We start from the raw sequence: 21669 nt of genomic DNA, 5'->3' as shown, positions 1-21669 counted from the left end.
GCATCCCACGGGCCTTCCATGAATCATCGCGCCGGCATCGAGGTGGACGAGGGCCCGGCCGCGCCCGGGCGTGCGCCTGCATGCCACGCGGCGGCACCCCGGCGCCGCCCCGGTTCCACCGCGTGGCCGGAGCGTGCCGTGGAGGCAGTGCGCGCCGCTTCGCGGACGGCCGGCCTGCCGCGGCCAGCGCAGGTCCGGGCCGGCCATCCGCGCCCGGCATCGTCCTGAGTGTCGGGACCCGGCATGCCGATGCCTAGCGCCGCCGCGCGCGATCCCGTCCTGGTGCTGCTCAGTCTGGGCAGCAACATCGACCCCGAACGCCACCTGCGCGCCGCGCTGGACGAGTTGCGCGCCGCGTTCGGGCCGATGACGGTCTCGCCGGCCTACCGCACGCCGGCGGTGGGCTTCGATGGCGCCGCCTTCCTCAACAACGCCGCCGGCCTCCGCACCTGCATGCCGCTGCCGGCGCTGGAGGACTGGCTGCACGCCCTGGAGGACCGCCATGGCCGCCGCCGCGACGGCCCGCGCCTGGCCGACCGCACCCTGGACGTGGACGTGGTGTTCTACGGCGACCTGGTCCTGCGCGAGGGCGCGCGCGTGCGGGTGCCCCGGCCGGAGCTGAAGCATGCGTTCGTGCTCAAGCCCATGGCCGACATCGCCCCGGAGTTCGTCGAACCGCTCAGCGGCCGCACCCTGGCCGAGCTGTGGCGCGCGCACCCGCAGCGCGAGGAGTCCTTCGAGACGGTGCTGTTGTAGGTGCGGCTTCGGTCGGCGATCTCCGCCGGTCACGCTCGTTCTTCTCCGCCTCCTGGGCCTGTCGCCGGCCGAAGCCGGTGCCTGCGAGGGCGGGGGCGCTCCCCGGCGTCGTGGGAAAGCCCGGGGCGTGCGCTCAGCGCGTGCGCCCGCCGTCCACGTGCAGCACCTGGCCGGTGACGTAGCCGGCCTCGGCCGACAGCAGCCAGTGCACCGCCGCGGCGATGTCCTCCGGTGCGCCGATGCGTCCCAGCGCGGTGGCCGCCAGGATCGACTGCCGCGCGGCGTGCGCCTGTGCCTGTTCCGGCCACAGGATCGCGCCCGGCGCCACCGCGTTCACCCGCACCTGCGGCGCCAGCTCCTGGGCCAGGGCGCGGGTCAGCGACACCAATGCGGCCTTGGTCGCCGAGTAGAGGGCGTGGTCGTGCAGCGGCCGCTGTGCGTACAGGTCGGCGAGGTTGACGATCGCCCCGCGCGCGGCGCGCAGGTGCGGGGCGGCGGCCTGGGCCAGGAAGAACGGCGCGCGCGCGTTGACCGCGAACAGCGCCTCCCACTGCGCCGGCACGGCGCTGCCCACCGGCGTGGGATGGAACAGGGAGGCGTTGTTGACCAGCGCGTCGAGCCGGCCGTAGCGGCCGATGCAGGCGGCCACCAGCTCCGGCAGGCGGTCGAACCGGGCCAGGTCGGCCCGCAGCACCAGCGTGCCGCCGCTGCGCACGGCCTCCAGTTCCGCCGCCAGCGCCGCGGCCTCGGCGCCGGAGCCGAGGTGATGCAGGGCCAGGTCGAAGCCGTGCGCATGCAGGCGCCGGGCGATCGCCGCGCCGATGCGGCGCGCCGCGCCGGTCACCAGGGCGACGGGACGGGGATGGGGCATGCGGCAGGGTCCGCTCGGCTATCCTGACCATTGTCCACGCCCGCCCCCCACGATGCACGCCCACCTGCCTGCCCCCGATCCGGACGCCCTGCGCCACAGCGATGCACTGGCGGCGCACATCCGCGCCGAAATCGCCCGGGCCGGCGGCGGCATCCCGTTCTCGCGCTTCATGGAGCTGTGCCTGTACGCGCCGGGGCTGGGCTACTACAGCGCCGGCAGCACCAAGTTCGGCCAGGGCGGCGATTTCGTCACCGCGCCCGAGTCCGGGCGCCTGTTCGCGGCCACCGTGGCCGGCGCGCTGGCCGGCGTCTTGCGCCAGCTCGGCCCGCAGGCGCGGGTGCTGGAGCTGGGCGGCGGCAGCGGCGCGTTCGCCGAGGTCGCGCTCAAGCGCCTGCTGCAACTGGACGCGCTGCCGGACCGCTACGCCATCCTCGAACCGAGCGCGGACCTGCGCCAGCGCCAGCGCGAGCACTTGCAGCGCATGCTGATCCCGCCGGTGTTCGCCCTGGTGGAGTGGCTGGACCGCCCGTTCGAGGACGCCTGGGACGGCGTGCTGTTCGCCAACGAGGTGATCGACGCGCTGCCCACGCCGCGCCTGGCCGTGCGCCAGGGCGAGGTGCTGGAGGAACACGTGGCGCTGGACGGCCATGGCGCCTTCGTGCGCGTGGACCGGCCGGCCGATGCGTTGCTGCGCGCCGCGGTGCGCCACGTGGAGCAGTACCTGGAGGCGCCGCTGCCCGACGGCTACCGGTCCGAGCTGCTGCCGCAATTGCCCTACTGGCTGCAGGCGGTGGCCGGCGGCCTGGGCGCGGGCGCGATGCTGTTCTTCGACTACGGCTATCCGCGCCGCGAGTACTACCTGCCGCAGCGCGCCGACGGCACCCTGCGCGCGTTCTACCGCCAGCGCATGCACGACGACGTGCTGCGCTGGCCCGGCCTGCAGGACATCACCGCCTCGGTGGACTTCACCGCACTGGCCGAGGCCGGTACCGGCGCCGGCTTCGAGCTGGCCGGCTACTGCAGCCAGGCCAGCTTCCTGCTGGGCAACGGCGTTGACGGTTTGCTGGAGCAGGCGCTGGCGCGCACCGACGAGGCCGGCGCCCTGCGCCTGCGCCAGGAACTCAAGCGCCTGACCCTGCCCGAGCAGATGGGCGAGCGCTTCCAGGCGATGGCGTTCTCGCGCGACGTCGACCTGGACGCCATGTTCCTGCTGGGCGACCTGACCTGGCGGCTGTGAGCGGCCAGCCATGAAGCGCGCGCCATGAAGGGTACGCTCAAGCCGTTCCGCCGGCCCGGGCTGTGGCTGGGCCTGTGGTGCGCGGCGGTGGCGCTGGTGGTGGTCCTGAGCCTGGTTCCGCCGCCGCCGCTGCCGTTGCCGCGGCATGGCGACAAGCTCGAGCACCTGCTCGCCTATGCCTTGCTGTCGGCGGCCGCGGTGCAGGTGCTGGCCGGGCGCTGGCGCCTGCTTGTCGCGGGCGCGGGCCTGGCGCTGCTGGGCATGGCGCTGGAGTGGGCGCAGGGCGCACTGACCGTCACCCGCCAGGCCGACATGGCCGATGCTGTGGCCAATGCGCTGGGCGTGGGGCTGGGCCTGCTCACCGCACTGTCGCCGTGGCGCGATGCGCTGCTGCGCCTGGAGCGGCGCCTCGCCCGCCCCCGGGGCGGATGAAGCGGTGGGGCGCTACAGCCCCGCCCCCGCTTCTTGATAGGAGCCGGCTCCAGCGGGCGACAGGTTCCGGAGGCAGGGAGCCCGGCGCGCAGGCAGGGCGATCGCAGGCCGGGGCCCGCGCCCGCCGCCGCGCGATCTCATCGGCCGGGCTGTAGCGTCACTCGATCGAGCACCCACATCTGCGGGCGCGTATCGCCGCTGAAGGTCAGGCACAGGTCGGTGCGGCCATCGGGGGCGGCACGCAGCGGCGCCTCCAGCTCGACGAAGCCGTCCGCGCCCGGATGCTCCGGCAGCGGGACGGAGGCCAGCACCGGGCCGTCGCAGCCGGCGCGCGCCTCGAACTCGCCGTGCGCGGCCACCGGCGCGCGGTAGCCGCGCGTGGATTCCTCCTCGCGCAGCAGGCCGAAGTTGTACGGGATGCGCCCGGCGCGCACCTTCACCGCGGCGATGCCGTCCAGTTGCGCGCCTTGCCACTGCCAGCACGGGTGGAAAATGGTCACGTCGAAGCTCGCGCGCGGCCCTTCCGGCGGGTTGTCGTCCTCCAGGCGCAGCAGCAGGCGACCGCCCCGCGGGCATGGGGCCAGGGTCTTGTCGGTGCGGGTCAGCAGCGATGCGCCGTCCAGCGGCCAGGCGCTGGGCCGGTCGGCGAGCGGCCTGCCGTCGAAGAAGGCGGCCGCCTTCAGCTCGGTCGGCACCTCCAGCGTCAATGGCGCGGTGTAGGCGGCCGACTGCGCCGTCGGCGCGCTGCCGTCGGTGGTGTAGCGGATGTCGAGGTAGCCCAGCGGATTGGACAGCGCGGCGGTGACGGTGCCGGTGGCGCGGTCGTCGCGGCGCTGCAGCGCCACCGCCAGCGCGGTCTGCGCGTACGGGATGCCCAGCGCGCGGTAGCGCTGCAACTGCGCCGGCAGGCGCGCCAGGAAGTCGCCGTAGTCCTTGCGCGCCGGCGCCGTCCAGGCGATCTCGGCCAGCGCCGACAGGCGCGGGAACACGTTGTGCTGCACGCGCTCGAAGGTGCGCATGTGCTCGGTCCAGACGTTGGCCTGCACGCCCAGCACGTGCGCGCGTTGCGCCGGGGTCAGGACCCCGGGCACCGGGTCGAAGGCGTAGATCTTCTGCATCGAGGTGAACTTCGGCCGGCCCGGCGGCTCGTCCGGCAGGTCGGTCTGCAGGAAGTCCAGGTAGAGGGTGTCGCCCGGCACCATCACCACGTCGTGGCCGCGGGTGGCCGCCTCGATGCCGCCCTCGATGCCGCGCCAGGACATCACCGTCGCCTGCGGCGGCAGGCCGCCCTCGATGATCTCGTCCCAGCCGATCAGCTTGCGGCCGCGCGCCTCCAGGAACGCCTCCAGGCGTTTGAGGACGTGCGACTGCAGCGCCTCCTCGTCCTTCAGGCCCAACTCGCCGATGAGGGCCTGCACCTGCGGCGAGGCTTGCCATTGGTACTTGACCGCCTCGTCGCCGCCGATGTGCACGTAGGGGCCGGGGAACAGCTCGATCACTTCCTCCAGGATGTCCTCCAGGAAGCGCACCGTTTCCTCGCGCGGGTTGAACAGGTAGGGGTTCACGCCCCAGTTGTGCGAAGGCTCGGTCGGGCCGTCGACCACGCCGTGCTCCGGATACGCGGCCACCGCGGCCTGCGCATGGCCGGGCACGTCGATCTCGGGCACCACGGTGATGTGGCGCGCGGCGGCATGGGCGACCACCTCGCGGATCTGTTCCCGGGTGTAGTGGCCGCAGTACGGGTGGAGCGTGCCGTCGGCGCCGGTGCCGGCCTCGCCGGCGGGGATGCGGCAGCCGCCGATCTGGGTCAGCTTCGGGTAGCGCTCGATCTGGATGCGCCAGCCCTGGTCGTCGGTCAGGTGCCAGTGGAAGGTGTTGAGCTTGTGCACGGCCATCGCGTCCAGCAGCGACTTGATCTGCTCCACGCTCTGGAAATGGCGCGCCGAGTCGAGCATCAGCCCGCGCCAGCCGAAGCGCGGCGCGTCCTCGATGCGCATGGCCGGCAGCCACACCGCGGCGGCCTGCTGGCCGGCCAGCAGTTGCCACAGCGACATCGCCCCGTAGAACAGGCCGCGCGCGTCGCCGGCCCGGACCAGGATGCGCCGCGGGCCGATGTCCAGCGAATAGGCTTCCGGAGACGCCTCGCCGGCGTTGGCGTCCAGCCGGAACACGATGCCGGCGGCGGAAGCCTCGTCGCCGTCCAGCGGCGCGGCCAGGCGGATCGGCGTGGTGTCGCCGAGCAGGCCGGCGAACTGCCGCGCCACCTCGGCGGCGGCCGCGCCTTCGGCCCGCACCGCGGTACCGGCGTCGACGAGGAAGCGGCCCGGGGCCGGCCGTATCGAGGCGGGGCGGGGGATCAAGGGCGCGCCGCGCACCTGCGCCGCGGCGGCGACCTCGGCGTGCGCATGCGCACAGGCGCCGGTGCCCGCCATGGCCAGGGCCAGCATGGCGGCCAGCGGGAGCAGGGGACGGCAGGGGACGGTCATGATCGATCCTTTTCGGAAACGGCGGGCGGCCGGGTATCCCGCATGCCCGGGCGCCGCCGGAGTCGCATGGCGGCGCAGCGGAACGGAAAGGGAGAAGGCCGTGCGGGGAATGCCGCCCCGCACGGCCGAAGGTCAACGCAACTGCAGCGTGGCCCGGTCCAGCACCCAGGTCCGCGGACGGGTATCGCCGGTGAAGCGCAGGCACAGGTCCTGGCGCCCGGACAGGCCCTGCGGCAGGGCGGCGGTCAGCTCGACGAAGCCGTCCGCCTCGGGCGCGGCCGGCAGCGGCACGCTGGCGATGCGCTCGCCCTCGCAGCCGTCGGCCAGGATGTCCAGTTCCCCATGCGCCGAGCGCGCCGGTTCGAAGCGCCGGTGCGGCTCGTCGTGGGCAAGCTGGAAGTAGTAGGGGATGGTGCCGGCGCGCACCTTGATCGACGCCACCCCGTCCAGGTCCGCCTCGCTCCACAGCCAGCACGGGTAGAAGATGGTGAGGTTGAAGATCGCGCGCTCGCCATCGGCCGGGCCGTCGTCCTCCAGCCGCAGCAGCAGGTCGCCGGCCGCCGGGCAGGTGGCCAGTTGCTCGTCGCTGCGCACCCGCAGCGAGGCCGCGTCGTAGGCGTAGTCGCGCGCCGGCGCCAGCGGCCGGCCCTCGAAGAACGCCGCCGCGCGCACCGTCGCCGGCAGAGTCACCGGCAGCGGCGCCGAGTACAGCGCCGAGTCCGCCTGCGGTTCGCCGCCGTCGGTGGTGTAGCGCACCTCGTAGTCCAGCGGGTTGGACAGGGTCACCGTGGCGGTGCCGGTGGCGCGCTCGTCCCGCGCCACCGCGTCCACCTGGAACGGGGTGAGCGCGTAGCCGATGCCCCAGCGCTGGTAGCGGCGCAACTGCGCCGGCAGGCGCTGCAGGAAGTCGCGGTAGTCCTTGCGCGCGGCCGGCGTCCAGCCGGTCTCGGCCACCGCCGCCAGGCGCGGGAACATGTGGTGCTGCAGGCGCTCGAAGGTACGGGTGTGCTCGGTCCACAGGTTGGCCTGCAGGCCGAGGATGTGCCCCTGCCGCTCGGCCTCCAGTTCCGCCGGCACCGGCTCGAAGTCGTAGACCTGCTGCAGGGTGATCGTGGCCGGGCGGCCCGGCGGCTCCTGCGGCGAGGACGTCTGCAGGTAGTCCAGGTACAGGTCGCCGGAGGGCGCCATCACCACGTCGTGGCCTTCGCGCGCGGCCTTGAGCGCGCCCTCCCCGCCGCGCCAGGACATCACCGTGGCCTGCGCCGGCAGCGGGCCTTCCAGGATCTCGTCCCAGCCGATCAGGCGCTTGCCATGGCCGGCGAGGAACTTCTCCAGGCGCGCGACCAGCAGGCTCTGCATCGCCATCTCGTCCTTGGCGCCCAGCTCGCGCATGCGCTGCTGCACGCGCGCCGAGGCCTCCCACTGGTCCTTGACCGCCTCGTCGCCGCCGATGTGGAAGTAGGGGCCGGGGAACAGCGGCACCATCTCGGCGATCACGTTCTCCAGGAAGCGGAACGTGGCCTCCTCGGTGTTGAACAGGTTGGGGAACACGCCCCACTCGCTGGAAGGCACCAGCGGCGTGTCGAGGGTGCCCAGTTCCGGGTAGGCCGCGATCGCCGCGGTGGCATGGCCGGGGACGTCGAACTCCGGGACGATGGAGATGTGGCGCGCGGCGGCGTAGGCCACCACCTCGCGCACCTGGTCCTGGGTGTAGAAGCCGCAGTACGGGCGCGGCTGGCCGCTGGCCGGGTCGATGCCGCCGTCGCCGGCGGGGATGCGGCAGCCGCCGATCTCGGTCAGCTTCGGGTACTGCTTGATCTCGATGCGCCAGCCCTGGTCGTCGGTGAGGTGCCAGTGCAGGGTGTTGAGCTTGTGCAGCGCCATCGCGTCGATGACCTGCTTGACCTGTTCCACGCTCCAGAAATGGCGCGCCGGGTCGAGCATGAAGCCGCGCCAGCCAAAGCGCGGCGCGTCCTCGATGCGCAGCGCCGGCAGCGCCACCGTGTCGGCGTCGTCCAGCGTGGCCAGTTGCAGCAGGGTCATCGCGCCGTAGAACAGGCCGGCCGCGTCGCCGGCGACGACGTCCACGCCCTGCGGCGAGACGTCCAGCCGGTACGACTCGGCGCCCGTCGCGCGGGCCGGGTCGATGGCGAAGCGGATCGCGCCTTCGCCGCCGGCGCCGTCGGCGGCCAGTTCCGGCGCCAGGCCGCGGCCCTTGGCCAGCAGCGCGGCGAACTGCGCGGCCACGGTGCGGGCCTGCTCGCCCTCGGCCAGCAGCGGAGTGGCGGCGGTCAGGACGAACCGGCCCTGTGCCGGCTCGATGCGCGCCGGCTGCGGGATCAGCGAAACCCGGGCGGGGGCGGCGTCCGGCGCCTGGGCGGCGGGGCCATGGCCGGCCGGGTCGCCGCCGCAGGCGGCCAGCGCCGCGAGCAGCCCGGCGATCCCGAGGGCGCGCCATCGATGCGGAAGACCGCTGGAATGGATCGTCATTTCGTTTCCTCCGGTGTTGCGGTGCGGGAACGGAAGCGGGCCCGGATCGCTCCAGGCCCGCCGTTCCCATGTTTCCGGCGGACGGCCCGTGCCGTCCGCCGATCATGCCTCGATCAGAACTGGAACCGAAGCGAAGCCATCAGGCGGCGGCCGGTGCGGTAGTCGCCGCGGACCAGCTTGTCCGTGTTCGCGATCCCGGGAACCTCGGCATAGGTGTAGTAGTTGCTGTCCAGCAGGTTCATGCCGTCCAGCCCCAGGCTCAGGTAGTCGTTGATCCTGAAGTTGATGCTGGCGTCCAGGGAGTCGTAGTCGTCGGTGACCAGGTAGTTGCCGCGGTCGACGCTGGTGTAGTACTTCGAGCGCCACGAGTAGGTGACGCGCGCGCTCCAGCGGTCGTTCTCGAAGAACGGGCTGACGTTGAGCTGCTCCTTCGAGTTGTACGGCAGGTGGTCGCCGTTGTCGGCCTTGGCATCGGCGTAGGTGTAGTTGGCCAGCAGGCCGAAGCCGGCGCCGAAGCTCTGCTGGAACGCCAGCGATACGCCCTCCACCTTGGCGCTGCCCGCGTTTTCCGGGCGGGACACGGTGAACGCTTCGACCTGGCCGTTGGATTCGTTGCGGTGCTGCTCGGTCCGGGTGGTGTAGAGGATGTAGCTGTCGACGTTCTTGCGGAACGCGGTGGCGGCCAGGATGGCGTTCTCGGCGAAGTACCACTCGGCCGAGATGTCCAGGTTGGTGGACTCGTACGGCTCCAGATTCGGGTTGCCGCCGCCGCCGGTGCGGGTCTGCGGGCCCAGCCACAGGTAGTTGGACATGTCGCCGTAGTTGGGGCGGGCGATGACCTTGGCCGCCGAGCCGCGCAGGACCACGGTGTCGGTGGCGTCGAACACCACGTTGAGGTTGGGCAGCACGTCGCGGTACTTCTTCTTGACGCTGACCAGCTCGTAGGTGTGGACGCCGTTGTTGGCCGCGGCGGTGGAGGTGCAGTCGGCGCTGACGCGGCACTGCCAGCCCACGCTGTCGGACTCGGTCTCCACCAGGCGCACGCCGAAGTTGCCGCGCAGCCGGTCCCAACTGTAGTCGGCCTGCAGGTAGGCGGCGTTCACGTCCTCGGACACGGCCCAGGTGTTGGAGACGAAGTCGGCGTGGCTGAAGGTGCTCGGCTGCGGCATGGTCTGCCACGGCGCCAGCCAGTCGCCGCTCAGGATGTAGTCCGACAGCGCCCAGCCGTCGATCGTGAAGCGGCTGTCGAGGTCGCCCACGCCGCTGAAGCCGCTGAGGTAGTTGCCCGGCAGCGAGCGCGGGTCGAACATGTCGGCGGTCGCGTTGCCGTACCCGGCCACCGCGGCCAGGGAAACGCCGCCCATGGTCTGGGTGGTCTTGTGCTCGCGGCGCTTGAGGCCGAAGCGGACCTGGTAGATCGGCGAGTCCAGGCGGATGCCGAAGTCGACCTGGGCGTACTTTTCCTCGTCGGTGGTCGGCTTGAACACGATGTTGCCGCCCCAGCCGGTGTTCCAGTCGCTGTTCTCCGGGCTGCCCGACGCGCCGGCCCAGCCGCCGTCGATCTGGAAGGCGGAGGGATCGAGGAAGGGATTGTTGCCGCTGAAGGTCAGGCTGCGGTTGCCGCTGATGTCGTAGCTGTAGTCGGACCAGTTCAGGAACTCGCCGTAGACCTGGCGGCCGGTGCCGCCGGTGGCCTTGGAGGTGCCGGCATGGGCCGAGGCGAACCAGCGCTCGTCGTTCCAGGTGGCCTTCAGGTCGTAGGAGTCGGTGTCCACGGTGGCCTGGCGGTTGATCAGGTCGTACACCACCAGCGCGTTCTCGAACGTGGCCTTGGTGATGACGCCGCCATCGACCGTGAGGTCGGTCATCTTCATCAGGCCGTTGTAGTCGTTGCCGTTGAACGCGAACATGGAGTGGCTCATGTTGTCGTAGCCGGCCTTCACGTCGAGCGCGTTGAACTCGATGTCCAGCTTCTCGTGCGGCTTGAACTGCAGCGCCAGCGACAGGGTGTCGCGCTCGCGCTGCTGCTCGAAGTAGTGGGCGCTGATCGAGTTCGGGCCGACCGCACCGGGGTTGGCCAGCAGGGTGGTGGCGCAACTGCCCTGGCACGAGGCTGGCTTGGTCTGCCAGTTGCCGTCGGCGTCGGCCGGCAGCGACCAGTCGATCGGCAGGTTGTTGATCGAGCCGCCGCCGCCCCGGCCATCGATGTAGTTCTCGCCGGTCACGGTGCCGTAGGACTCGATGCCGTCGCGGCGGATGCCCTCGTGCGAGCGCTGCGCCGAGACGATCACGCCGAAGTTGGAGGCATCGTTCTTCCAGCCGAACAGGGCCGAGACGGAAGGGTCGCCGGTGCCGATGCGGTCGTTGTGCAGGTAGCTCACCGCCCCGGAGATGGTGGTGCGGTCCAGGTCCAGCGGCTTGCGGGTGGAGATGTTGACGGTGCCGCCGACCGAGCCCTCGTCCAGCCACGCTTCCGGCGACTTGTACACCTCGACCTTGCTGACGACCTGCGGGGCCAGCAGCGAGTAGTTGAAGGTACGGCCGGGCTGGTCGGTGATGAACCAGTCGGCCGAGGCCACGGTCTGGCCGTTGAGCAGGGTGCGGTTGAGCGCCGGGTCGGTGCCCAGGATGGAGACCTTCTCGCCCTGGCCGAAGGCCTTGTCGATGGTCACGCCGGGGATGATGGTGATGGCCTCGGCCACGTTGGTGGCCGGGAACTTGCCCACGTCCTCGGCGGTGACCACGTCGATGATCGCGTCGGCGTCGCGCTTGCTGTCCAGCGCTTGCTTGAGGCTGCCGCGGATGCCGACGACGGTGATCGTGGTCAGCTCGGTGGCCTGCTCGTCGGCCTGCGTGGCCGGGGCTTCCTGCGCCTGGACGTGCGCCGATACCGACAGGCACGTCACGATGGCGGCGGAAAGGACTGACTTGCGGTACTTCATGATGTCTCTCCCATCATTATTTTCGAATTCGCCGGGAACCCCGGCGGCGAACGCTTCGGGCGCTCGGCCCGATGGCCGGGAACGTCCCGTCCCTACTCCCTTCGGCGCTTCCGGCGCCGAACTGCCTCACTTCTCCTGAACATGCGACGCCAGGTACCAACTGGCCGCGCCGATGACGCCCAACTGCCCGTGCTCGACCAACTTGACCGACACCCGCTCCAGCGCCTCGCGCATGGGGCCCTTGTTGAGGAAGCGGCCGACGAAATCGCTCTGCACCAGGAACTGGCGGATATGCGGCAGGATGCCGCCGGCCAGGTAGACGCCCTGGGCGCCGTAGAGCAGGGCCATGTCGCCCACGGCGCTGCCGAGCAGGCCGCAGAACACGTCCAGGCTCTCGCGCGCCATCGGGTCGCCGCCGCCCATGGCGGCCGCGGTGAGCTCGCCCGGCGTGGTCAGCGCTGGGGCCGCGCCGCGCAGCGCGCACAGCGCGCGGTAGAGGTTCATCAGGCCCGGCCCGGAGAGCGCCTGCTCGATGGAGACGTGGGAGCGCTGGCCGAGCATCTGCTGCAGCAGCGCCATCTCCAGGTCGGTGCCGACGGCCAGGGCCGCCTGTCCCGCCTCGGTGGCCAGGACCACGGGCTGGCCGGCGGTGGGAATCCACACCGCCGCGCCCAGGCCGGTCCCGGGGCCGAGGATGAGGATCGGGCCGCGGGGCGTGGCCGAGGGGCCGGACAACTGCAGGACCTGGCTGGCGTCGACCTGCACGGCGGCGTGGGCCAGCGCCTCGAAGTCGTTGATCAGGCGCAGTTCCTCGAGGCCCAGGTGCTCCTCCAGCCTGCGCATCGGCAGCGGCCAGGGCAGGTTGGCGGTGATGACGGTGCCGTCGTCCAGCGCATAGCCGGCGCTGGCGATGACGCCGCGGCGCACCGGCGTGGCCGCCTGCCGCAGGAAATCCTCGAGGATCTGGTCCAGGCCGGCGTAGTCGCCGCAGCGGTACTTGGCGTAGTGAAGCAGCCGGACCGGCGCGTCGGCCGGGCCGCGCGACGCCAGGCCCACGCGGACATGGGTGCCGCCGACGTCGGCCGCCAGGAACGGCTCGCGGTGGGCAGGCAGGCAACTGGGTGTAGCAAGCACGTTTGGATCCCCTTTTCCGTAGACACCGCGCAGGGGCGGTGTGAAATGCGAGCCGAGTGTCGTCTGCCGCTGACAACGATGTCAACAGGGACTGTGAAAATTTTCCTGATCTTCCAAAATGAATACGCTAAATAAATTTCTGAAGTAAATATCATTTAATTATCAATGGCTTATTTGTGCAAGAAAATTCCATCTCTCCTGCCACTTGGCCTTGTTTGCCGCATGGCAACAAAGAACTGGGAGCCTTTCATCGCCATCGCGGCCGGCGGTACCGACGGCCGCATGCCCTTTCCGGGTCGGAGAGAAACCAAAAAAAGGGCCCCGATGTCCGGGGCCAGAGGAGGGTACTGGAACGGAGGGGAACTCCGTCCGTACCGTGCTGGGTACGGACGGAGCGGGCGGCGCTCAGAACTTCAGGCGCATGTTGAGGTAGTACTGGCGACCGTTGCTGTAGAACGCGGTCGGGATGGTCGCGCTCTGGTAGTAGGTGATGCTCGGGTCGTTGAGGTTCAGCGCGTCGAGGGTGAAGCTCAGGTGGTCGTTGACCTTGTAGCTGAGCGCGGCCGACAGGGTGCCGAAGTCGTCCTGGTAGTACGGGTTGGCGCCGGACAGGCCGATCAGGAAGGCCGAGCGATGGGTGTAGCTGACGCGCGCGCCGAAGGCGTCGTTCTCGAAGTAGGCGCCCACGTTGTAGGTGTTCTTCGAGGTGCCCACCAGGTTGTTGCTGCCGTCGGCCCAGGTGTGCGAGGTGCTGCCGTCGGCGTAGGTGTAGTTGGCGCTGATGCCGAAGTTGTCGCCGATCGGCTGCTCGTAGGCCACTTCCACGCCGGTGACCTTGCCGTTGGAGTTGACCGGCACCGAGACCAGGTAGTCCTCCAACTGGTTGGTCAGTTCGCTGAACAACTGCCGCGTCTCGGTGCCGAAGGCCACGTAGTCCTTCAGGTTCATCGAGTAGGCGCCGACGGAAAGCAGGCCGCGCGGCATGAAGTACCACTCGACGTTGGCGTCGAAGTTGGTGGACAGCACCGGCTTCAGGTTCGGGTTGCCGCCGCCGCCGGTCTTGTTCAGGTCCGAACCCCAGGACGAGGCGCCCAGCGCGGAGTAGTCCGGCAGGGTCTGGGTCTGGGAAGCGGCGAAGCGGAACACCAGGTCGTCGGCCAGTTCGAACTTGAGGTTGGCGCTGGGCAGTACGCGGCTGTGCTTGTTGTTGGTGAACAGGCGGATCCACTGGCCGAACAGGCTGGACACGTCGGCGTTGGCAGGGTCGGAGACCGACTGGTAGGTGTCGATGTCCTGGTCCACGCTGACGTAGCGCAGCCCGAGGTTGCCGCTCCAGCGGTCGCCGACGAAGTTGGCCTGGACGTAGGCGGCGAGGTTCTTCTCGGCCACCTTCCATTCGCCGCCGTAGTTGTGGCGGCCGGTCGGGCCGTCGTCGTCGGACAGCCAGGTGGAGTTGTTGAGCACCGCCTCCTTCATCGCCGCCGGGGTGAAGTACCACAGGTTGCGCGGGAACTGGCCGCCGATGTTGCTGGCGAAGCCGCCGGGGTACGGGCGGGTGGCGCCGTTCTGCAGTTCGCTCCAGATGTCGCCCGGGGACGCGCCTTCCGGCGACAGGGCTTCACGCTCGTGGTCGGCATAGCGGGCGCCGAAGTCAATCGAGGACAGGGCGCCGCTGTTGAAGTAATGGCTGAAGTCCGCGGTGAACCACTGCTCCTCGTCCTTGGCCGTGACCTGCTGGTTGCCCCAGGTGCCGAAGCTGGTCACGCCGGCCGGGGTGATGTCGCCGCCGACGGTCCAGTCCAGCGGTGCGCTGTTGCCGTGGCTGTTCCAACTGGCGCCGCCGCCGTTGGCCAGGGTGACCTCGGCGATGAACTGGCGCGGGGTCGAGCCTTCGCCCTTGGTGCTGCCGGCCTGGAACTTGGAGACCAGGTTGTCGTTGATCTGCCAGTCGGCGTCGAGGGTGACGTAGCTGCTCTTGGCCGTGGCTTCGCGGTAGATCATGTCGTAGACCGCGTAGTCCTGGCCCGGTACGCCGGTGTACGTGGCCTCGGCCAGCACGCCGTCCTTGACCACGTAGCCGGCGTCCGGCGCATGGGCACGGGCGAAGTTTCCGCCCCACAGCATGAAGTTGCGGTTGTAGTTGTTGGCGTCCATGTCCGAGCGGAAGCCGCTCAGGCCCAGGGTCAGGTCGTCGTTGGGCTTGAACTGCAGTTCGATCAGGCCGCCCTTGCGCTCGCGGGTCTGCTCGAACAGGGTCGAGCCGAGCAGGCCCGGCGCCCAGACGCCGACCAGGTCGGGGTGGGTGGCCGCCGCGCCGTCGTCGGCGCCGATCTGGAAGAAGCCGCCCGGAACCTCCTGGGCTTCGCGGCGCAGCTCGCGCTTCTGGCTGAACGCCTGCACCATCACGCCGAAGGTGCCGTCGTCGTTCTTGTAGTTGAACAGGGCCGACAGTTGCGGATCGTTGGACTTGGCCTGGTCCGAGCGCACCGCGCCGATCGAGGCCTCGGCGGTGACCTGCTTGGCGAACTCCAGCGGCTTGCGGGTGATGATGTTCACGGTGCCGGTGGTGCCGCCGTCCTGCAGCTTGGCCTGCGAGGACTTGTGCACTTCCACCGAGCTGACCAGCTCGGACGGCAGCAGGGTGTAGCTGACGCTGCGGCCGACGTTGTTGCCCTGGCTGAGCACGAACCAGTCGGCCGAGCCGACCGAGTGGCCGTTGATCAGGGTCTGGGTGAGGCTGGGGCTGGTGCCGCGCAGGCTGACGCGGTCGGCCTCGTCGAAGCCGCCTTCGTCGGCGGAGGACGAGCTGATGTTCACGCCCGGCAGGCGCTGCAGGGTGTCGGCCACGTTGTGCGCCGGCAGCTTGCCCACGTCCTCGGCGGTGACCACTTCCACCCGCGAGTTGGCCTCGCGCTTGGTGTCCAGCGACTTCTCGGTCGAGCCGCGGATGCCGGTCACCACCACCGTATCCAGTTCGGTGGCCTGCGCGGTGTCCTGCGCCTCCTGGGCCTGCACGTGGGCCGACAGGACCAGACAGGTCACGATGGCGGCGGAAAGGACTGACTTGCGGTGCTTCATGATGTCTCTCCCATCATTGTTTGGATAACGCCGGGGGGACCCCGCGGCGCCTACTTCCGTGCGCGGGCCCGTGCGGGCCGCGCGCACCTGCTTGCCGGCGCCCGTGCGCCGTATTGCTTCACTTCTCCCGGGACGGGCCTCCCAGGTACCAGTTGGCCGCGCCGACCACGCCCAGTTGCCCGTGCTCGACCAATTTCACCGGGACCCGTTCGAGCGCTTCGCGCATGGGCCCCTTGTCGAGGAAGCGGGCGACGAAGGCGCTGTCCAGCAGGAACTGGCGGATCCGGGGGAGGATGCCGCCGGCCAGGTAGACGCCCTGGGCGCCGTAGAACAGGGCCATGTCGCCGACCACGCTGCCGAGCAGGCCGCAGAACACGTGCAGGCATTCGCGGGCGATGGCGTCGCGGCCGTCGATGGCCGCGGCGGTGATCTCGCCGGGCGCCGCGTACTCGGGCCGGACGGCGCGCAGCGCGCACAGGGCCCTGTAGAGGTTGAGCAGCCCCGGCCCGGAGAGCGCGTGCTCGATGGGCACGTGGGAATGCTCGCGCAGCATCTGGCGCAGCAGTTCCACCTCCAGCTCGGTGGTGGCGGCCAGGGCGGCCTGGCCGGCCTCGGTGGCCAGGACCGCCGGGCGCCCGGCGGTGGGAATCCACACCGCCGCGCCCAGGCCGGTGCCGGGGCCCAGCACCAGCAGCGGGCCGGGCGCGCCGAGCGCCGGGCCGGACAGCCGCAGCACCTCGCTGGCGCCCAGGTGCGGCACGGCATGGGCGACGGCCTCGAAATCGTTGACCAGGTGCACCGCCTCCAGGCCGGTGTCCTCGCGCACCTGCGCCGGCGACAGGCGCCAGGGCAGGTTGGCGGCGATCACGCTGCCGTCGGCCAGGGGGTAGCCGGCGCTGGCGATCACCGCCACCCGTGCCGGCTGGGCGCCGAGGCCGGACAGGAAGGCGCGCACGATGTCGGACAGGCTGGCGTAGTCGGCGCAGCGGAACTTGCTGTAGGCGAGCATGCTCAGCGGCGCATCGCCGTTCGCGCCGGGCCGCACCAGGCCGATGCGGACGTGGGTGCCGCCGACGTCCGCGGCGATGAACGGTTGCGATATCCGGTCGGACCGGGACATGGCGGGTGTGGCTGGCACGCGGATTCCCCGTAGGCGATGGTGCGTCGCCGTTCCTCCCCTCGGGGATTTCCTGGCGATGCGAACGCGGCGGAGTGTGAAAGCCGTCTGACAACGATGTCAACTCTGGGCGGGAATCTCCGCCCGATTCGCGCGGAGTGTGCCGAATCCGCGCGAAGGCCAGCGTTGTCATTCCTGATTGGCATCATTTTTGGCAATTATCCCGCAAGAAATTGCGTATTCATGTGCGATTGCAAAAATCCTCGATGCTGCAAGGCAACATCCGCCGGGCATGGGCCGGACGCCCCGAGGTTGACAAGCGGGGCCTGGTCGAAGCCAGAATGTGACAACGTTGTTCCCGCCTTTTCACCATCCCGGTGGGGCGGTTTCCAATCAGCAGGGGAGCTCCGCCGTCATGTCCGCGACCACCGCCGCGCCTGCGCGCGCCAGCCTGGCCTCGTCGATCGCCATCGTCGGCGGCCTGTTCTTCATCCTCGGCTTCTTCACCTGGCTCAACGGGCCGCTGATCACGTTCGTGCAACTGGCCTTCGACGTCAGCGAGATCTCCGCGTTCCTGGTGCTGATGGTGTTCTACCTGTCCTACTTCTTCCTGGCGCTGCCGTCGTCGTGGATCCTGCGCCGCACCGGCATGAAGCGCGGGCTGGCGCTGAGCCTGGTGGTGATGGCGGTGGGCGCGCTGGCGTTCGGGCAGTTCGCCACCTGGCGCATCTTCCCCGGCGCGCTGGCCAGCCTGTTCGTGCTCGGCGGCGGCATGGCCCTGCTGCAGACCTCGGTCAACCCGTACATCTCCATCCTCGGGCCGATCGACACCGCGGCGCGGCGCATCGCGCTGATGGGCATCTGCAACAAGGTGGCCGGCATCCTCGCCCCGCTGCTGCTGGGTTCGCTGGTGCTGCACGGGGTGGGCGACCTGGCCGCGGAAGTGGCCCAGGCCGCCCCGGCCGCCCGCGACGCGCTGCTGTCGGACTTCGCCGGCAGCATCCGCGGCTTTTACCGGGTGATGTTCGCGATCCTGCTGGTGGCCGCGTTCGCGGTGCTGTTCTCGCCGCTGCCGGAAGTGCGCGCGGAGGAGGCCAACGCGGTGCCGCCCGGGGCCGGCGGCGCGGCGCGCGACAGCATCTTCCGCTTCCCGCACCTGTGGCTGGGCGTGGTCTGCCTGTTCCTCTACGTCGGCGTGGAGGTGATGGCCGGCGACGCCATCGGCACCTACGGCGTGGCCTTCGGCCTGCCGCTGGACCAGACCAAGTTCTTCACCTCCTTCACCCTGTTCGCCATGCTGGTGGGCTACCTGGCGGGGCTGGCGCTGATCCCGCGCTTCGTCTCGCAGGAGCGCTACCTGAGCGTGTCCGCGGCGCTGGGCGTGCTGTTCTGCCTGGGCGCGCTGTTCACCCACGGCTACGTCTCGGTGGGCTTCGTGGCGGCGCTGGGCTTCGCCAACGCGATGATGTGGCCGGCGATCTTCCCGCTGGCCATCCGCGGGCTGGGCGGGTTCACCCAGATCGGCTCGGCGCTGATGGTGATGGGCATCGCCGGCGGGGCGATCATCCCGCAACTGTTCGCGGTGCTGAAGCAGCACTACGACTTCCAGTGGGTGTTCGCCGGGCTGATGGTCCCCTGCTACCTGTACATCCTGTACTACGCGCTGCGCGGGCACCGGGCCGGGCTGCCGGAAGGCCGCTGATTGACGCATCATGGACGGCGGAACCATTCCATGGACAGAAGGCATGCGCAGGCCGACCATCAAGGACGTCGCCGAACGGGCGAGCGTCTCGCTCAAGACCGTATCGCGGGTAATCAACAACGAACCCTCGGTGATGCAGGCCACCCGCTCGCGCGTGCTGGCCGCCATCGCCGAGCTGGACTACGAGCCGGACGCGACCGCGCGCAACCTGCGCAGCGGCACCCCGTTCGTGGTCGGGCTGGTGTACGACAACCCCAACCCGTACCACATCATCGGCGTGCAGAACGGCGTGCTGGCCGCCTGCAAGGAAACCGGCTTCGGCCTGCAGATCCACCCCTGCGACTCCACCTCGCCGCTGCTGGCCGAGGAGCTGGCCGAGTTCGTGCAGCGCTCGCGCCTGGCCGGGCTGGTCCTGACCGCGCCGATGTCCGAGCGCGACGACCTGGTGGCCGCGCTGGTCGCGCGCGGAATCCGGGTGGTGCGGATCATCGCCGCCACCGACGACCCGGGCGATGGCCCCTGCGTGTACATCGACGACCGCGACGCGGCCTACGAGATCACCGAGCACCTGATCCAGCTCGGCCACCAGCGCATCGGCTTCCTCTGGGGCGGGCCGCAGCACCGTTCCTCCGGCGAGCGCCATGCCGGCTACGAGTCGGCGCTGAAGGACTACGGCATCCCGGTGGACAAGCACCTGGTGGTGCCCGGCGACTACACCTTCGACGACGGCTTCCGCGGCGCGCGCCGCCTGCTGGCGCTGCGCGAGCCGCCCACGGCGATCTTCGGCAGCAACGACGAGATCGCCTCGGGCGTGCTGGCCGCGGCCAAGTCGGTCGGCTTGAACGTGCCCTACGACCTGTCCATCGCCGGCTTCGAGGACAGCCCGTTCTCGCGCCAGTCCTGGCCGCCGCTGACCACCGCCAAGCAGGCCACCGAGGAGATCGCCCGCCATGCCGCCCGCCTGCTGATCGGCAGCCTGCGCCAGGACGCCTACGACGACCATCCGCTGGCCGTGACCAACCAGGGCTTCGTGCCGCAACTGGTGGTGCGCGGCTCCACCGGGCCCGCGCCGCTGCAGCCGCGCAAGCGCCCCGAACCCGAGCCCGACATCGATACATGAACATGCCCATCGCCCTGCCCGCCGAAGACCGGACCCTGATGCACAACGAGGCGGCCCAGGCCGCCGACCTGATCGCCGCCCAGTTCGCCCGCAACCGCGACGCCATCGCCACCTTGGCCGCGCAGTTGCGCGCCGGGCCGCCGCCGTTCGTGGTCACCTGCGCCCGCGGCAGTTCCGACCACGCCGCCACCTACGCCAAGTACCTGCTGGAGACCCGCCTGGGCGTGGTCACCGCCTCCCTTTCGCCGTCGGTGGGCTCGGTGTACGAGGCGCCGCTGCGGCTGCGCGGCGCGCTGTTCATCGCCATCTCGCAGTCGGGCAAGAGCCCCGACCTGCTGCGCAACGCCGAGGCCGCCAAGGCCGCTGGCGCGCACGTGGCCGCGCTGGTGAACGTGGAGGACTCGCCGCTGGCGCACCTGGCGCACACCGTGATCCCGCTGGGCGCCGGCGCGGAGAAGAGCGTGGCGGCGACCAAGAGCTACCTGGCCTCGCTGGCGGCCATCGCCCAGTTGGCCGCGCACTGGCAGGGCGACGCGGCGCTGCTGGAGGCGCTGGAGGCGCTGCCGGCGGCGTTGCGCCAGGCCTGGGCGCAGGACTGGTCGGCGCTGACCGAGGGCCTGGCCGGCGCGCACAACCTGTTCGTGCTCGGTCGCGGCCTGGGCCTGGCCGCGGCCCAGGAGGCGGCACTGAAGTTCAAGGAGACCTGCGGCCTGCACGCCGAGGCGTACAGCTCGGCCGAGGTCAAGCACGGGCCGATGGCCCTGGTCGGCGCCGGCTTCCCGGTGCTGGCCTTTGCCCAGCCGGATGCGACCGAGGCCGGTACCCTGGCGGTGGCCGAGGAATTCCGCGCGCGCGGCGCGCAGGTGTGGACCGTGGCCGCCGGCGGCGACCTGCCGCTGGCCGCCGCGCCGCACCCGGCGCTGGCGCCGCTGCTGGGCGTGCAGAGCTTCTACCGCGCGATCAACGCCCTGGCCCTGCGCCGCGGCCACAACCCGGACCTGCCGCCACACCTGAACAAGGTCACGGAGACGGTGTGATGGCCGCGCGCGCGCTGGTCAACGCCGTGGTCCTGCTGGACGACGGCTTCCACGACGACCTGGCGGTGCTGCTCGACGGCATCGGCCGGATCGAGGCGCTGGTGCCGGCCGGGCAGGCGCGGCTGCAGGCGGCCGAGGTGGACGACCTGGGCGGCGGCTTCCTGCTGCCGGGCTTCATCGACGCCCAGGTCAACGGTGGCGGCGGCGTGCTGTTCAACAACGACACCGGCGTGGAGGCGATCGCCGCCATCGGCCGCGCCCACCGCAGGTTCGGCACCACCGGCTTCCTGCCCACCCTCATCAGCGACGACGCGCAGGTGATGGCGCGCGCGGTGGCGGCCACGCGCGCGGCCATCGCCGCCGGCGTGCCGGGCGTACTCGGCATCCACCTGGAAGGGCCGTACATCGCGCCGGCGCGCAAGGGCACCCACGACGCGGGCAAGTTCCGCGTGCCCGATGCCGCCGAGACGGCGATGGCCACTTCGCTGGACAACGGCGTCACCCTGATCACCCTGGCGCCCGAGCGCGTGCCGCTGGATACGATCCGGGCGATGGTCGCGCGCGGTGCCATCGTCGCGGCCGGGCACACCGCCGCCGCCTACGGGGAGATCCGCGCCGGGCTGGACGCCGGCCTGCGCGGCTTCACCCACCTGTTCAACGCGATGTCGCCGCTGCAGGGCCGCGAGCCCGGCACCGTCGGCGCGGCGCTGGAAGACCGCGAAAGCTGGTGCGGGATCATCGTCGACGGGGTGCACGTGCACCCGGGCAGCCTGCGCGTGGCGCTGGCGGCCAAGCCGCGCGGCAAGCTGTTCCTGGTGACCGACGCGATGCCGATGGTCGGCGCGGACGATCCTTCGTTCGCGCTGTACGGCGAGGTCATCGCCGCGGTGGACGGCGTGGTCCGCAACGCCGCCGGCGCCTTGGCCGGATCGGCCCTGGACATGGCCACCGCCGTGCGCAACTGCGTGGACCTGCTGGGCCTGCCGCTGGAGGAGGCCGCGCGCATGGCGTCCACCTATCCGGCGCGGTTCCTGGGGCTGGATGACCGCCTCGGCCGCATCGCCCCCGGCTACCAGGCCGACCTGGTGCTGCTGGATGCCGCGTTGCGGGTGCGCGGGACCTGGATCGCCGGCGCACCGTCGACGGCCGCCCGAGCGGGCGCGAACTGACCACGGGGAAAAGGGCAGCGCATGCATCCGACGATGGCCGCCTCCGCACCCCGGTCGCCCCGATGCATGCGCGGGCGGGCCGGCACGGCGTGGCGCGC

Annotated in this window: 14 protein-coding genes; 7 read left to right on the top strand and 7 right to left on the bottom strand. The window is 71.0% G+C overall.

Features of this window, described 5'->3' with window-relative positions; genetic code table 11:
• Window positions 1-243 precede the first annotated feature (243 nt).
• Window positions 244-756 (top strand): 2-amino-4-hydroxy-6-hydroxymethyldihydropteridine diphosphokinase, encoded by a 513-nt coding sequence (gene folK, locus HNR76_RS09335; RefSeq protein WP_246429087.1) that lies wholly within the window; start codon window positions 244-246, stop codon window positions 754-756.
• 133 nt (window positions 757-889) lie between these two features.
• Here the strand turns inward: folK and HNR76_RS09330 are convergent, their stop codons facing one another.
• Window positions 890-1627, bottom strand: a complete 738-nt coding sequence (locus tag HNR76_RS09330) for a pteridine reductase (RefSeq protein ID WP_162311949.1) — start codon at window positions 1625-1627, stop codon at window positions 890-892.
• 52 nt (window positions 1628-1679) lie between these two features.
• Here HNR76_RS09330 and HNR76_RS09325 point away from each other — a divergent pair, with 52 nt between their 5' ends.
• Window positions 1680-2864 carry a class I SAM-dependent methyltransferase gene (locus tag HNR76_RS09325; RefSeq protein WP_162311948.1) on the top strand — a complete coding sequence of 395 codons (1185 nt, stop codon included), beginning with the start codon at window positions 1680-1682 and terminating at the stop codon, window positions 2862-2864.
• Between the two features lie 24 nt (window positions 2865-2888).
• Window positions 2889-3296, top strand: coding sequence for a VanZ family protein (locus HNR76_RS09320; protein ID WP_162311947.1), 408 nt, complete (start codon window positions 2889-2891; stop codon window positions 3294-3296).
• A 137-nt stretch (window positions 3297-3433) separates the two neighbouring features.
• Here the strand turns inward: HNR76_RS09320 and HNR76_RS09315 are convergent, their stop codons facing one another.
• The 6 genes from HNR76_RS09315 to HNR76_RS09290 all read right to left on the bottom strand — a co-directional run bounded on the left by HNR76_RS09315 (window position 3434) and on the right by HNR76_RS09290 (window position 16546).
• On the bottom strand, window positions 3434-5782 hold the full coding sequence (locus tag HNR76_RS09315) for a beta-N-acetylhexosaminidase (RefSeq protein WP_162311946.1): 2349 nt from the start codon (window positions 5780-5782) through the stop codon (window positions 3434-3436).
• A gap of 132 nt (window positions 5783-5914) precedes the next feature.
• The gene (locus HNR76_RS09310; protein WP_162311945.1) at window positions 5915-8272 is read right to left on the bottom strand and encodes a family 20 glycosylhydrolase; all 2358 of its coding nucleotides are present in this window, start codon (window positions 8270-8272) and stop codon (window positions 5915-5917) included.
• Between the two features lie 113 nt (window positions 8273-8385).
• The gene (locus tag HNR76_RS09305) at window positions 8386-11214 is read right to left on the bottom strand and encodes a TonB-dependent receptor (RefSeq protein ID WP_162311944.1); all 2829 of its coding nucleotides are present in this window, start codon (window positions 11212-11214) and stop codon (window positions 8386-8388) included.
• 126 nt (window positions 11215-11340) lie between these two features.
• Window positions 11341-12348 (bottom strand): glucokinase, encoded by a 1008-nt coding sequence (locus HNR76_RS09300; protein WP_162311943.1) that lies wholly within the window; start codon window positions 12346-12348, stop codon window positions 11341-11343.
• Window positions 12349-12753: 405 nt separating this feature from the next.
• The gene (locus HNR76_RS09295) at window positions 12754-15426 is read right to left on the bottom strand and encodes a TonB-dependent receptor (protein WP_162311942.1); all 2673 of its coding nucleotides are present in this window, start codon (window positions 15424-15426) and stop codon (window positions 12754-12756) included.
• A 118-nt stretch (window positions 15427-15544) separates the two neighbouring features.
• Window positions 15545-16546 carry a glucokinase gene (locus HNR76_RS09290; protein WP_162311941.1) on the bottom strand — a complete coding sequence of 334 codons (1002 nt, stop codon included), beginning with the start codon at window positions 16544-16546 and terminating at the stop codon, window positions 15545-15547.
• Window positions 16547-16958: 412 nt separating this feature from the next.
• On the opposite strand from HNR76_RS09290, the gene HNR76_RS09285 reads away from it, so the two are divergent.
• The 4 genes from HNR76_RS09285 to nagA are packed head-to-tail and all read left to right on the top strand — an operon-like array spanning window position 16959 to window position 21571.
• Window positions 16959-18245 (top strand): sugar MFS transporter, encoded by a 1287-nt coding sequence (locus tag HNR76_RS09285; RefSeq protein ID WP_162311940.1) that lies wholly within the window; start codon window positions 16959-16961, stop codon window positions 18243-18245.
• A gap of 43 nt (window positions 18246-18288) precedes the next feature.
• On the top strand, window positions 18289-19365 hold the full coding sequence (locus HNR76_RS09280; protein ID WP_162311939.1) for a LacI family DNA-binding transcriptional regulator: 1077 nt from the start codon (window positions 18289-18291) through the stop codon (window positions 19363-19365).
• Window positions 19366-19373: 8 nt separating this feature from the next.
• A complete protein-coding gene (locus HNR76_RS09275; protein WP_162311965.1) occupies window positions 19374-20402 on the top strand; it encodes an SIS domain-containing protein in 1029 nt (342 codons plus the stop codon).
• Window positions 20402-21571, top strand: coding sequence for an N-acetylglucosamine-6-phosphate deacetylase (gene nagA / locus HNR76_RS09270; RefSeq protein ID WP_162311938.1), 1170 nt, complete (start codon window positions 20402-20404; stop codon window positions 21569-21571). The genes HNR76_RS09275 and nagA overlap by 1 nt, the downstream gene beginning before the upstream one ends.
• Window positions 21572-21669: the final 98 nt, after the last annotated feature.

The organism is Pseudoxanthomonas broegbernensis, assembly GCF_014202435.1.
In the GTDB taxonomy this organism is placed as follows: domain Bacteria; phylum Pseudomonadota; class Gammaproteobacteria; order Xanthomonadales; family Xanthomonadaceae; genus Pseudoxanthomonas; species Pseudoxanthomonas broegbernensis.
Note: the sequence above shows the minus strand (reverse complement) of the source record. Positions and strands in the feature narration are given on the sequence as shown.

Excerpts from the sequence above, each read along its gene's own strand:
- HNR76_RS09315 (WP_162311946.1), bottom strand. The coding sequence starts at position 5,782 with ATGACCGTCCCCTGCCGTCCCCTGCTCCCGCTGGCCGCCATGCTGGCC.
- HNR76_RS09330 (WP_162311949.1), bottom strand. The coding sequence starts at position 1,627 with ATGCCCCATCCCCGTCCCGTCGCCCTGGTGACCGGCGCGGCGCGCCGC.
- HNR76_RS09325 (WP_162311948.1), top strand. The coding sequence starts at position 1,680 with ATGCACGCCCACCTGCCTGCCCCCGATCCGGACGCCCTGCGCCACAGC.
- HNR76_RS09305 (WP_162311944.1), bottom strand. The coding sequence starts at position 11,214 with ATGAAGTACCGCAAGTCAGTCCTTTCCGCCGCCATCGTGACGTGCCTG.
- HNR76_RS09310 (WP_162311945.1), bottom strand. The coding sequence starts at position 8,272 with ATGACGATCCATTCCAGCGGTCTTCCGCATCGATGGCGCGCCCTCGGG.
- HNR76_RS09295 (WP_162311942.1), bottom strand. The coding sequence starts at position 15,426 with ATGAAGCACCGCAAGTCAGTCCTTTCCGCCGCCATCGTGACCTGTCTG.
- HNR76_RS09280 (WP_162311939.1), top strand. The coding sequence starts at position 18,289 with ATGCGCAGGCCGACCATCAAGGACGTCGCCGAACGGGCGAGCGTCTCG.
- HNR76_RS09290 (WP_162311941.1), bottom strand. The coding sequence starts at position 16,546 with ATGTCCCGGTCCGACCGGATATCGCAACCGTTCATCGCCGCGGACGTC.
- HNR76_RS09320 (WP_162311947.1), top strand. The coding sequence starts at position 2,889 with ATGAAGGGTACGCTCAAGCCGTTCCGCCGGCCCGGGCTGTGGCTGGGC.
- folK (WP_246429087.1), top strand. The coding sequence starts at position 244 with ATGCCGATGCCTAGCGCCGCCGCGCGCGATCCCGTCCTGGTGCTGCTC.
- HNR76_RS09285 (WP_162311940.1), top strand. The coding sequence starts at position 16,959 with ATGTCCGCGACCACCGCCGCGCCTGCGCGCGCCAGCCTGGCCTCGTCG.
- nagA (WP_162311938.1), top strand. The coding sequence starts at position 20,402 with ATGGCCGCGCGCGCGCTGGTCAACGCCGTGGTCCTGCTGGACGACGGC.